The sequence below is a fragment of the Bradyrhizobium sp. USDA 372 genome, assembly GCF_053629095.1.
In genome coordinates this window covers 2486472-2498648 of record NZ_JBRJHR010000001.1, presented here as the reverse complement: position 1 = coordinate 2498648, position 12177 = coordinate 2486472, and the positions used below count along the sequence as shown (strand labels likewise).

The window sequence follows — 12177 nt, the reverse complement described above, 5'->3', positions numbered from 1 at the left end:
GGGACCCGCCGTTGCCGTCGCGGGCCGAACTATCGGTCCAGCGCAGTTATCAAACTAGATCATGGAAGCTGAAAAATTGGCCGAGCACGTTTCCGATCGCGCCCTGCGGAAGGTTCGTTCCGTTGAAGCTGACGGTGTCCACGTAAAGATTGCGGTCGGTGTCAGGGGTGCCATCCCAGCGGTCGTTGAGAAAATGGACCAGGACAGTGTGATCGCCGGATCCCCAATCCCCGTGCACGGCAATGGTCTCGGATTGATTTGCCGCATGCGATGCATGGGCCGTCAATGTCCCGCCGACTTGGTTGCCATCGACCGAGATGGTGTAGAGCGCGTCTCCAAGATAGGCATCTTCGCTGATCTTGAACACGAGTTGATCTGGACCGGCGCCGATCGATGTTGATGAGCCGTTTTGTGATTGTGAAGGCGTACCAGTCGAGTTTGTCTGCGGCACGGGCGTGGTCGCTGGCGTGGTTGTTTCGGCCGATGCACCATCATGGAAGCTGAAGTTCTGTCCGAGTACGTTTCCGATGGCGCCTTGCGGAAGGTTCGCACCGTTGAAGCTGACGGAGTCCACGTAAAGATTACGGTCGGTATTCGGGGTGCCATCCCAGCGGTCGTTAAGGAAGTGAACCAGGACGGTGTGATCGCCCGGTGCCCAATTGCCATGCACCGCAATGGTTTCGGATTGACCGCCCGCGTGCGATGCATGGGCCGTCAATGTCCCGCCGATTTGGTTGCCATCGACCGAAATGGTGTAGAGCGCGTCTCCGAGATAGCCATCTTCGCTGATTTTGAAGATGAGTTGATCCGGACCGGCACCGATCGATGATGATGAACCGTTTTGTGTTTGTGAAGGCGTACCGGTTGGATTCGTCGGCGGTGGGGGCGTTATCACCGGCGTGGTCGTTCCGGCCGATGCACCATTGTGGAAGCTGAAGGTCTGGCCGAGTACGTTTCCGATGGCGCCTTGCGGAAGGTTCGTTCCGTTGAAGTCAACGGCGTCCACGTAAAGATTGCGGTCAGTATCCGGCGTGCCGTCCCAGCGGTCGTTAAGAAAGTGAACCAGGACGGTGTGATCGCCGGGTCCCCAGTTCCCGTGCACCGCAATGGTGTCGGATTGACCGCCCGCATGCGACGCATGGGCCGTCAATGTCCCGCCGACTTGGTTGCCATCGACCGAGATGGTGTAGAGTGCGTCTCCAAGATAGGCATTTTCGCTGATCTTGAAGACGAGTTGATCGGGACCGGCGCCGATCGATGTTGATGTCGGCGTGGTTTGGGGTGTGCTCGACGCAGTTACAGCACCGTAGGTCCCGGGATCACTACCCGTTGGAGATGAGACCGGCTCTAGAGAAACAGCTGTGGCCGAGGGGTCGGCAGAATACACGCGGATGTAGTCGATCTTACTGGTGATAGGTACCCGCGCGAGGCTTGCGGGCTCTTGCGTAGCCAGATTCGCCAGAAGGTACATTGGCTGATGCATGTCGCTTGGCGTTGCGCGAGTCCCAACCAGGTGGCCATCGATATAGAAACTGATCTGCTCATTCTGCCAATTCACGCCATAGCTATGATAGCCACCCGGATTTGGCAGTTCGCTGTAGACTTGGAGCTGCGTCTGCCAGTTTTCGTTCAACACTCGGTCCGTTGTGTGAATGGTGCTGTATGCCCCTTTGCTCCAGACGCCATAGTGCTCAACCACATCGAGTTCTTGCCACCGCCCGAGCCCATTGGGGTCGGGAAGAGCTTTCACGGGCAGCAGCCAAAATGCGTCCCAACCGCCTGCTAACGACGAGAACTCTGCCCGTATCTCGAAGTAACCGTACTGTTGCGAGAAACTTCTCTGGGTTGTTATCAGTCCGGATTCCCAGCTTCCGGGAACTCCGAATGGAGTACGATCCGGAACAGCGGTGATCGCAAGCACTCCCTGGGAAACGGAGAAAGGATCGTATCCCGAGCTGGGGTCGACGAATGAGCTGGTGCCAAAGCCAACGTCGGACGCCGCATCGCCCCGCCATTCGGCCCTGGTGTCCGCCCACTTGGTGCCGGCGCCAGTAAGTGAAATGCTCCTGGAATTGAATTCATCGTCGAACGTCAGCTTGTAACCGCTAAGATCGATCATCGAAAATCTCCGCGAGTAAAGCCCTGAAGGGTACGAACGAAAGATTTGCGCGAGAAACGAACGCTTCGAAGTGGCTGCCCTGAAAGGTGCGAGAGACTTGATCGTGATGCGTCGATCGTTCGAAGTCTCGGAGCATCAAACTTACGTCAGTAGACAGTTCACACGGATCGGCTCGTCAGTGTCGGCATTCGAGGGCCACACATGCCGCACACCCTTCGGGAGCAAAAATAAAGACAGTATCACCGCGATCTCTCTCGACTATACGCCCGTCCAGCCTGGAAGTGCATGGTGACGGAAGTGCATCCCTGCACCAATTTTAGGCGATTGCCCGTCGCGTACACTGATCTCGCGGTGCTGCTTCAATCCTCTTGAATCACAATAGACGCAGAACAGTGGGCGCAGGCGAGCCAGTCAGCTGCGGTCCGCTGATACACGCGTCATAAGTCAGCCCACCATGACTTCGGACCAAGGCACGCATGGACCAGAGCTGGTCGCCTCTCCGCCAAGCAGAAGGCAGAACTCCCGCTCCGCTCCACTCCAATGTAGGATTCCACGGACTACGTTACGTTAAGCCTGCGCGTCCAGAGTTGCGGGTCGTAATGCGATTGCAAACGCAGGAAAGCGTATTGCTCGGAAGCTTCGTTGAAGTTGAGAATGGCCGTATTCAGATTGTCGAGCACCAAAATAGCTCTGCCTTCTCGTACAAGCAGAACCAGGTGGTGTTCCCCGGTTGTCCGAATGCCAACCTCCGCAAGAAGAAGAGACGAACTTGGCCAACCTGCTCGCAGCAGCAGATGGCGCTTTGTGACAGCATAATCCGCGCAGTTTCCCTCGTTGGGAAAGATCTGCCAGTCATAGTCATTCCGGCTTGCCGCCAACGCCTTCGGCATGATGCTGAAATTGACCATGGAATTAATCTGGTTGAGCTCTCGCCATCGCTGACTACGAGAACGGAAATCTGTGATGCGCAGATCGCCATGTTGCTGGCAATCTTGGGGATATCGGACGCAGAACAGCGCGAACGAAAGGGGAGCGGCGACTTGCTGTTCAAAACCGCAATAGGCCGGTTGGCCGCAAATCCAATACATTATGGCAAGTGTGCTTGCAGCATATCTGATCATGACTCGGTGCCTGACAGAAACGACTACACCATCGCTCCATATTGCAGGCGCAAAAATGGGAACGCTATATCAATTATGGGGCAATTGATGCCTAGCCTTGAAGCGTCGCTGCCGCAGCCGTTTGCCGGTCCAAAAACGCGACGCTGCTGCGAACGTGGTCGCGAGGACGCAATCAACGGGACAGACCTCACTGGAAAAAATGGCTTCTCTGTCCAAAAAAATTGCCTGGCACATCGAGGGCGCCAGCGCCGTTTCGGGCAGCCGCCGGCCCAATTTGCGGTGCCATCGCGGTGGCTGTTGGTCCCGCAGAATGCACCCGGATCTCAAGCCGAGCGACAACATAGCTGCGATCAGCCAGAGATCGTCCATGACGGGCTAGCCTTGTTATTCGCGTCGCCTCAGCTTGTAGCGGTACCTAAGAGCAGACGTATTTCAGAGCCGTGCCGGTCATCCGCGAGATACGATCTTGGTCATTGCCTGAGTTATACCGACGCGCGCGAGAGTGGCGACAGAGATCCCGCAGACGCCACCAGCCACTTTGACCAGCACATCCATGAGGTCACCATGCCTATCGAGAGTCAGCAGCTGCAAGGCTTCGAGGATAACTGCGCTACCGACGACGATCAGAGTTATGAGGATAATGCGATTCGAGTAGGCCAGCACGAGCACGAGACCGAGGATAAAGAATGCGGCAAAGCGCTCGACGTTAGGCGGCGCAATCATGGGCCGATCGTAAATGGGAGCGAGCGTCACAAAAGCGACGAGGGCGAGAGCCAACCATCCCGCGGCGAGAAAAAATTTGACCATGTCTGTTATGATCCAGAGTTCGTGTTCGGTGCAATGAGGCGAGCGGCGCGAACATCTGGCCCTGTGTCGGAGCGGTTATCAACCGTGTCGGATGATCAAAAGGTGGGCAGGGGCCGCACGATCGATCGGCAGAAACCGTTTTACGCGGAGCCTGTATTTGCGTTCGTCCGAGTGAACGAGTTGTGAGCGCCTGCTGTGGCGGAGTTCGCAGCGGTAGGCGGCTCCGAAGCTTGCGGGTACGATGCTGCTACTCCGATGTTGCTTCGCATTTCGCTTTTGGAACTCCGATCAAGCGAACACATCTGTGAGCGCAAGCGAGAGTCGAGAGTGCGCGGTCCGGAATATCGATCTGATCTTTCAGCGTGGCCGGCGCGTCGGTGCGCTGACGAAGCGCTGATGCCTGATCTCGCGCAGCAGCAACGTGCGCTTGGTTTGTGCGGCGTTGAGCAAGCCTTCGAACAGCACCAGGACCTCGCGCGCCTGGACGTAGACTTCGGTGGTGACGGCGTCTTGATCGAAGCCATAGGCGGCAAGCCGCGCCTCGATCTCGGTCGCAGCGATTGGGTCAGTGCGCCAGCTCAGCGCATTTTGCTGCGTGTAGTATTCCGCCCGGGGTTCGAAGTCAGGATCGATCCCGACCCTGTCGATGTGCCGCAGCGCCGCTTCAATCGCCTTGTGGCGATAGGTGTCGAGCAATTTGTGCCGCAACATGCGGTAGCGCTGGATCTCCCAGGACAGCTCGGCGACATCGATGGCGAGCAGCCATTCGATGGCGGACCGGGGCGCAAGGTCGGCAAAGATGGCCTGTCGCAGCGCATGGTAATGGTCGAGATGTTCGCCGGGCAGCAGCAGGGGCGGCGGCGCCAAGGCCGCAAACTCCGCCGGTAGCGCAGTGGCGGTCAGCTCGCACGCGGTTTGGAACGGGCCGTTCATCGGGATGCGGCCTCCGCGCCGAGGTTGGCGAGGACGGCTGCGGCGCCGGCCGCACCCTCGGCCCGACCATGGATCGGGCTCGCCGCCCACAGCTCCTGCGCGAGCGGCAGTGGCGCGATCTGCAGGTTCGCCCACCACGCCCGCTCGTTGCCGTGCCGATGCAGCTCCTCGTGATGGGCGCGGCACAGCGGCACCGTAAACTCATCGCTGACCTTGCGCCCGAGCGCCCGCGGCTGGGCGAAGGTCAGATGATGGGCATCGCACGGCGTTTGCCGGCACACCAGGCAGGGCTGCTCCCGGACAAACAGCAGGTGCGCCTTGCTGCGCTTGCGCGGTGGCTCCTTGGGATGGGCGAGCCCCGTCTCGGCGAGCGCAGGCTGCAGCGCGGCCTCGGCGTCATCAGCAGGCGCTGCTGGCAGGGGTGGGGCGCCACCCAAGTCGGCCGACTGCTCGGCCTGAGTCCGGGTCGTGTCCTCAAGCTTGGCCTGATAGGCGGCCTCGACGCGCCGGGCATCCGGCTCCTGCAGGCTGTTCTTGAGCGGGAGGTTCGCCATGGCCCAGCCGAGCAGATCGGTGCTGGCGGGCAGCGCCTCGAGCTGGCGCAACAGCTGCTCCCGGAGTGCAGCGGACTCGCCCGGCCGCAGCACCGGCGCATGGTTGAGCGCGCCCTTGCCGGGCGCGGCCTTGAAGCTGGGCGCTGCGGGGGGACCGACGACCGTCTCCGGGGCGTCCAGATCATCCTCGCCGGCAATTCCGACCAGCGCGAACAGGGCGTAGCGCCGGGCGTAGGTCAGCGCCGCACCCATGCGATGCGGCGCCTCGATGTCCCGGGCGGCGCAGACCGGCCAGTCCGAGGAGATCCACTCGCCGGAGGAATGGGCGAGCAGGGTGGTGAGGTGGATGTGGCCGCTGGTTGCTTCGACCCGGGTGGTCTGGATGGTGGCGATCTCCTGCTGGCTCAAGGTCTTGCGCACGATGTCGAGGCCGCTTGCCAGCGAGGCGTAGCGAAAGGTGCGGTCGTCATCGCGCAGGAACGGCGAGCGGAGCTGAGCGGTCAGAGTCTTTTCCGGGTTGGTCAGTTCGGCTTGGGCGCGGGCCAGCGCCGCCGCGATCGCCCCGATTTGCTCACTGGCCTGGTGCATTGACGGCCTCCATCTCAACCGGATCAAAGCTGACGGCGCCGGCTTTGGAGCGCTTGGCGCGAACGCCGTGGCCAAACGCCTCCTTGGCATCCTCCGGCAGCAGCCTCTTGAGCTCGGCCTTGGCCAGCTCGTGCTCGGCATGGGCGTCGCGGGTGCGCAGATAAATCGCCGCACATTCGGCCCAGACATTGGACGCGCTCATGTCGACGACCTTGACGGCAGCAAGCCGCGGCCGTGGGGTCTCGATGCCAAACAGCCGCGGCGGCTCGCCGCTCTGCACGCAGCGCCAAAACTTCTTCTCCGCCGTCAGCAGCAGGTGCTGATAGAGCGGGTCGGCATGCAGGGTGATCTCGAGCCATTTGCCGCCGCCGGTGATGATCGAGAGCACGGCCGCGCGCGCCGCGACCACCCACATGTTGTGCTGCAGCTGCGCCATGTGTTTCTCCGCCGCGGCCTCTTCGGTAAAGCCCCAGGGCAGCATGAACTTGGCCTCGTACACCGCACCAATCGGGGCCACGATGCCGTCCAGCGTGGCCGCCATCCAGCCGTGGACTGAATGCCGCACCCGCTTCTGGACGTCGGTGATCACGTGCCCGGTGGCGCCCTGGTACCAGGCGCGGTTGAGCGCTTCGGTGGCGAGGCCGAGCTGAACGACCAGGTTGCGGGACAAATCTTGCGGCGCGATCTCGCCGCGCTTTTCCCGCCACAGGCGCAGCAGCGCGTCCTGGTCGTCGCCCATGATGATGCGCGCGTCCGAGCCGCCGATGAAGGCGCGGCGGTCGTGGCGGTTCAATGTGATGACGGAGCGGGGCGCGCCGTCGGTTGCAATCGTGGTCACCGGTCTCTCCTTTAGTTGGCACATGCGGCTTGCCGCCGCACCGCCAAAACCCCCGCCGCCGCGAGGGGAAAGACCGGGGCCAAGGGCCGAAAGGCCGGTCCGGTGATTAACGCTCCTTTCGCGCCCGAATGCCAGTCCTTTCTGCAGCAATTTTGCCCTTCGTTCGGCGCCAAAAGTCTTGAAGTTTCAGGAGGTTGGAGCGAGCTTTCGGGGGCCGCAACCCGCCCCGCCCGAGGCGCTCGGACATGACGTCAATTCGACAAATCGAAGCCAATCGCAGCAACGCCAAGCGCAGCACCGGGCCGAAAACGGCGGGGGGCAAGATGAGGTCCAGCCGCAATGCGCTGCGTCACGGGCTGGCGCGCAGCGATATCAGCGATGCTGCCGAGGCGGCGAATCTTGCCGTCGCGATTGCTGCCGGGCTCGGGCGTCAGGTCACGCCCGACGCGGCGATGGCGCTTGCGCGGTCCAAGCTCGCGCGGCTGCGGATCCGCAGCTTGCGGCAGGCGGTGTTGGCCGCGCTTCTGACCGGCCCGCTGCCGGCAGATCTGAAAGGGCTTCAAGGGCTGGAGCGCTACGACCGGGCTGCTTTGGTGCAGCAGAAGCGGACGCTTCGCTTGCTAGGTTTGGCACGCGAGTGAGGCAAGGTCAGCTGGCTTCGTTCTGAAAAAGGCCGCGGCGCCCCATGGCCTGCGGCAAAGCTCCTCGACCGCGCACCGACGGGTGATGGGGTTGGTCGGGGGCGGTGAGCGCCCCCGACGACCGCTCCGACATTCACGTCGGGACCGGTCGCGAGCTCGGTTCGACCATCATGCGGCTCGGGCTGCACGATTGGGTGATGGAGAGGCTCAACTAGCGGCAACCATCAGAGCCAACTGAATGTGTGATCGTAGCCATTGGTGTTATCGTAAGCAAGCGCCTGGCTGATGCTGTCGACCTGATCGTCGTGACGGCCTTGCGGGAAGGTCAATAGCTCCATCTCGAGCTCGGGCAGGAAGGGCGCGTTCCTGGGAAACCGCACCCGTCCGGCGGCAAACTTGGCCTGCTGGACATAAAGGCGACCGATCTTGTCGTGCTCGACCTTGATCGGGTTGACGAAGCAATCCGTTCGATCGCCGAGCTCCTGGGCCAAGGCAATTCCAGTGGAGGCCTCCTCGATCAGGATTTCGTGCGGCTTGAAGCGCCTGGCGAGCTCGATCGCGGTGTCGCGCAGGGCCGGATACTCGAACCGGCCGCGCACAAGATCCAGCAGGTAATAGGTCCCGTCCACGACCAGCCACGTCGTACACACCGACCAGTCATTTTGGGCGCCATTTTTCGCAGCGGTATCCCAGCTCTGGATGATGCAGCAGCCCAGGCCATCTTGGGATGGGGGCTCGTCGTAATATCGCAGCCAAGGGCGCTTGATCAGGGCGCCGCCGGCCGGCACCGGCGCCTGCTGGTATTGCGCAGCGAACACATCGGGCCCGAGCGTCTGCTGCAGCTTACGCAACATCTCAATCGATTCATGAGCCGGATGCAGCGCCTCACCGGCCTTCCGGAAATGGAATTGGTTGGGCCCGATCGGGATCGCGGCGTCGGTCTCGGCGATCGCGGGCAGGCTCAGCACCTCCCACTCATCGGATGAACTGGCGAGAAACCCGGACAGATCGTCGAGATGAACGCGCTGCATCACCAGGATCACCGCGCTGGTCAGCTTGTTGTCGAGCCGCGACATCAGCGTGTTGGTCACCCACTGATTCACAGCAGTTCGGCGCGACTCCGATTGCGCATCGGCCGGCTTTTGCGGATCATCAATCAGGATCAGGTCACCACCCAGTCCCGTCAGCGTCCCCGAAACCGAGGTCGTCCTGCGCGAACCGCGCCGGGTCGTGATCAGCTCGGATTCGGTGCTGCGCGCGATGCGCATGTTGGGAAACGCGCGCCGGTACCAGTCGGCATGCACGATGGAGCGGAAGTCGCTGGCATGTTTGGCCGAGAGGTCATCGCCATAGCTGAGGGAAATGATGCGGCGGCCTGGCGCGTGCCCCAGCAAGAAGGCCGAAAAGGCCACCGATACCGTGATCGATTTGAGGTAACGCGGTGGCATGTTGATAATCAAACGCGTCAGCTCGCCGCGGCGTACGCGCTCGAGCTGATAGGCAATCGCCTGGATGTGCCAATTGGGTAGGAACCGAGCGCCGGGGTTGAGGTGAAGAAAACAGCGGTAGACAAAGCTGACGAAGTCAGCGCGCAAGATGGCGCTTAACAATTCGAAGTCGTGGGCAGTCATTTGGAGTCTCCTTGCTTTTTGAATTTCTCGTAAAGCTGTGCGTTATAGAAATCCAAGACCTTGCGATCGTCGATGTCGAGCTGCGGCGCTGCAGGCTGTTCGCTGGACTCGACCTGCTGCTTGCGGTTGAGAAGGAAGGCGGCCGCTTTGTCCTTGCCCTTCAGCGCATCGTCGGCAGCTTTGGTCAGGATCCCTTCGAGCACGGTGATCATCCGCGCCTTGCCGTTGTCACGGATGGGGATTTTTCGGTCGAGAATCTCGTTGATGATGGTCGCCTCGTTCTTCGAGCCTTTTGGCCGACCGTGCTTGTTGCCGGATTGACCCGGCTTGAATTGGTGCTCGGGGGGCGGGCGGCCGTAGCCGACATCGGTTCGTTTCCCGCGCCCGCCGCCCGGTCCGGTTTGCTTGCGGCGGCTCATGTGCTGCGCTCCGCTGACGTGGTCGCTCGCTCGGTCGCCACCTCGTCGAAGGTCTGGCCGGTCGCGACCAGGATGGCATCGCGCTTGGTGACGTCCTGCCAGCGGCGGATGGCAGCATCGACGTAGAGCGGGTCGATCTCCAGGCCATAAGCGCGGCGGCCGACGCGCTCGGCCGCCAGCAGGGTGGTGCCAGAGCCCAGAAAGGGGTCGAGCACGAGATCGCCGCGCCGGGTGCAGTCCTTGATCGCATCCGCGATCATCGCCACCGGCTTCACCGTGGGGTGCACCGTGAGATCATCGAGTCGATCTTTGCGGAAGGTGTTGACGCCGGCATAGGTCCACACGTTCGAGCGGTTGCGGCCGTGGCGGCCCAGCTCGACGTTGTTGAGGTGCGGCGCATCGCCGTTCTTGTAGAGGAAGATCAGCTCGTGCTGGGAGCGGTAGAAGCTGCCTTGGCCGGCATTGGTTTTGTTCCAGACCAGCAGATTCTGCAGCGGACCGTAGACGGCGCAGCCCGCGGCATGCATTTCGCCAAGGTGACGCCAGTCGATGAAGATGTAGTGCATTGACCCGTCATGCGAGAATTTGACGGCCAGTCGCGTCCAGCTGGCGAGAAAATCGGTAAACTTGGCCGACGACATTTCCCCGGACCCCACCGCAAATTCGCGATGCTTGATCTTGCCGCGGCCGAGCGTCTTGGAAATTTGCAGGTTATAAGGACAGTCGGCGATCAGCATGCTGGCCCGATCGGATCCCATCAACCTCGCCCAATCGTTCTGATCGCAGGCATCGCCACACAGCACGCGATGCGCACCAGGCTGCCACAACTCGCCCCTGCGGCTGATGGGCTGCTCGCCGATCGTGCAGGGCGCGTCAGCTGAATCATGCTCCGAGTTGCCGAAATCGAGCATCAACCCGTCGATTTCGGCCGGCGCAAACCCGGTGATGTCGAGGCTGAGATTGCACTCCGGCAGCAAGGATGCGAGCTCACCAAGTTCTTCGGCGAGCAGCTTGCGATCCCAGCCTGCGTTCGCTGGAATCTTGTTGTCGGCGAGAGCCAGTGCGCGCTTTTCTGCGTCGCTCAGGCCGCGCATCACCAAGACGGGGACCTCCTTCAGGCCAAGCCGCTTGGCCGCCTCCCAGCGGGCATGGCCGCAGATGATCCGCCGATCTGCGTCCGCCAAAATCGGATAGGTCCAGCCGAACTGCAGGATCGAGTTGGCGACTTGCTTGATTTGCTTTTTGGCGTGGGTTCGCGCGTTCTTGGTAGCTCGCTTGAGATCTCCGAGCGGCAGAAGCATCAGGTCGCGTAGAACAGCCGGCGACAAGCGAGTGCTTGTCTCGGCAGCCTTCAAATCGTCTCCAATGGGACGTTCGAGGTGCTTAGTTCGCTTACGGGAGTTGGAAAGCGCGGTACGTCTGTCAGGCCGTGATTTGGAGGCGGCCTTTGTTCGACCGAGCGTCATGTTGCGGCTCCTTGTTGTTGAAGGAGCAACTCATATGCACCACAGCAGGTGCGTTGGGTAAATGATCAAAAAAGTATATTGTGATCAGCCGGTTAGGACGCGCAACAATGCTGTTGGGAGGTCGCGGCGGTGGTCCGCTTGCACGAGGGGCAGCGCATAGCCTTCGTTTCACGGACGGTTGCTGTGGCCGCGTGACCGGTCATGATTGGCTTGCTCAGGGCAGCTGAGGGGCCGTACGCAAGAGCCATCGTGGTATTGAAAAATGTTAGCTGGGAGCTTTCTGCCATTTGGGCTCTCGGAAGCCGGCAGTAATCAGGCCTTTCCGAAGTGTATCGATCGAGATTTTGCTGGGAAACGGTATATAGCGCGGCGCCAAATCGCCGGGCTGAAAGTAGCAAATTTCGTGCTGCTGGCCGCTTTCGATGATCTCTTGAAGGCCTTGATTGACCAGGTGAATGGCTTCCTTGAGCGGAGGAATGAGCGAGATAAGATACGCATACTCCTGCGGAGATCGATTGTACCGATGCTCACCCAGAGCTTTGAACAGCAAGTTTACCGCAAGCTCTTCGAGAGGCATCAGTCTGGGCCCACGCTGCAACGGTTTGCGCATGTTGGGACACTCCATAGATGAGAGATCCGATGGCACCTTGGTTCATTTCCGGACAGCGTCTCGTTGACTCCAGTTGGGATCGTCCCTGGCAACTTCAGCCCGAAGTCTGATGACACGCCGACTAAAGATGATAGTCCGTAGCTCTACGGTGAACCAACAGAGAGGACGGCAGCCGTTCCGTCAAGGCGTCAATGCGGCGCGCGCCGGTCACTGTCGATCCTCTCAGGACCACCGGGCCGGCAAGGGGTGGACGACACGGCCAACTCTGGTTCGGCGTCCGTATGATTGCGACGCCCCGGCTTTCGTTGGGCTGGCTGGCGCAACAGCAAAGCGCTGCGCTCCGAATTCTGAAAGCGCGAAATAAGTGATTAGCATTCTTATCGCTAGCTGGGTGCGTGCCGCCTACCGCCGATTGCGGCACATGGAATGGCAATGCCGGCCCCGGCTGTT

At 61.0% G+C, this 12177-nt stretch carries 11 protein-coding genes; 1 reads left to right on the top strand and 10 read right to left on the bottom strand.

Annotated elements, in window-relative coordinates; translation table 11 throughout:
* Positions 1 to 49 precede the first annotated feature (49 nt).
* From AB7M16_RS11940 to AB7M16_RS11915, 6 genes are all read right to left on the bottom strand, one after another.
* Positions 50 to 2119, bottom strand: a complete 2070-nt coding sequence (locus AB7M16_RS11940) for a carbohydrate-binding domain-containing protein (protein ID WP_453944002.1) — start codon at positions 2117 to 2119, stop codon at positions 50 to 52.
* Between the two features lie 557 nt (positions 2120 to 2676).
* A complete protein-coding gene (locus AB7M16_RS11935) occupies positions 2677 to 3240 on the bottom strand; it encodes a transglutaminase-like cysteine peptidase (RefSeq protein WP_453944001.1) in 564 nt (187 codons plus the stop codon).
* Between the two features lie 447 nt (positions 3241 to 3687).
* On the bottom strand, positions 3688 to 4047 hold the full coding sequence (locus tag AB7M16_RS11930; RefSeq protein WP_453944000.1) for a VanZ family protein: 360 nt from the start codon (positions 4045 to 4047) through the stop codon (positions 3688 to 3690).
* A gap of 357 nt (positions 4048 to 4404) precedes the next feature.
* A complete protein-coding gene (locus AB7M16_RS11925) occupies positions 4405 to 4980 on the bottom strand; it encodes a hypothetical protein (protein ID WP_453943999.1) in 576 nt (191 codons plus the stop codon).
* Positions 4977 to 6122, bottom strand: coding sequence for an ERF family protein (locus AB7M16_RS11920; RefSeq protein ID WP_453943998.1), 1146 nt, complete (start codon positions 6120 to 6122; stop codon positions 4977 to 4979). The genes AB7M16_RS11925 and AB7M16_RS11920 overlap by 4 nt, the downstream gene beginning before the upstream one ends.
* On the bottom strand, positions 6106 to 6960 hold the full coding sequence (locus AB7M16_RS11915; RefSeq protein ID WP_453943997.1) for a YqaJ viral recombinase family protein: 855 nt from the start codon (positions 6958 to 6960) through the stop codon (positions 6106 to 6108). Before AB7M16_RS11915 ends, AB7M16_RS11920 begins: the two co-directional genes overlap by 17 nt.
* Before the next feature lie 323 nt (positions 6961 to 7283).
* On the opposite strand from AB7M16_RS11915, the gene AB7M16_RS11910 reads away from it, so the two are divergent.
* Positions 7284 to 7601 carry a hypothetical protein gene (locus AB7M16_RS11910; RefSeq protein ID WP_453943996.1) on the top strand — a complete coding sequence of 106 codons (318 nt, stop codon included), beginning with the start codon at positions 7284 to 7286 and terminating at the stop codon, positions 7599 to 7601.
* Between the two features lie 224 nt (positions 7602 to 7825).
* Here the strand turns inward: AB7M16_RS11910 and terL are convergent, their stop codons facing one another.
* The 4 genes from terL to AB7M16_RS11890 form a co-directional block, all read right to left on the bottom strand.
* Positions 7826 to 9232, bottom strand: a complete 1407-nt coding sequence (gene terL, locus AB7M16_RS11905; RefSeq protein WP_453943995.1) for a phage terminase large subunit — start codon at positions 9230 to 9232, stop codon at positions 7826 to 7828.
* The gene (locus tag AB7M16_RS11900) at positions 9229 to 9651 is read right to left on the bottom strand and encodes a DUF5681 domain-containing protein (RefSeq protein ID WP_453943994.1); all 423 of its coding nucleotides are present in this window, start codon (positions 9649 to 9651) and stop codon (positions 9229 to 9231) included. The genes terL and AB7M16_RS11900 overlap by 4 nt, the downstream gene beginning before the upstream one ends.
* Entirely contained in the window at positions 9648 to 11117 is a 1470-nt protein-coding gene (locus AB7M16_RS11895) for a site-specific DNA-methyltransferase (RefSeq protein ID WP_453943993.1), read from the bottom strand. Before AB7M16_RS11895 ends, AB7M16_RS11900 begins: the two co-directional genes overlap by 4 nt.
* 265 nt (positions 11118 to 11382) lie before the next feature.
* Positions 11383 to 11727 carry a hypothetical protein gene (locus tag AB7M16_RS11890; RefSeq protein WP_453943992.1) on the bottom strand — a complete coding sequence of 115 codons (345 nt, stop codon included), beginning with the start codon at positions 11725 to 11727 and terminating at the stop codon, positions 11383 to 11385.
* Between the last annotated feature and the right edge of the window lie 450 nt (positions 11728 to 12177).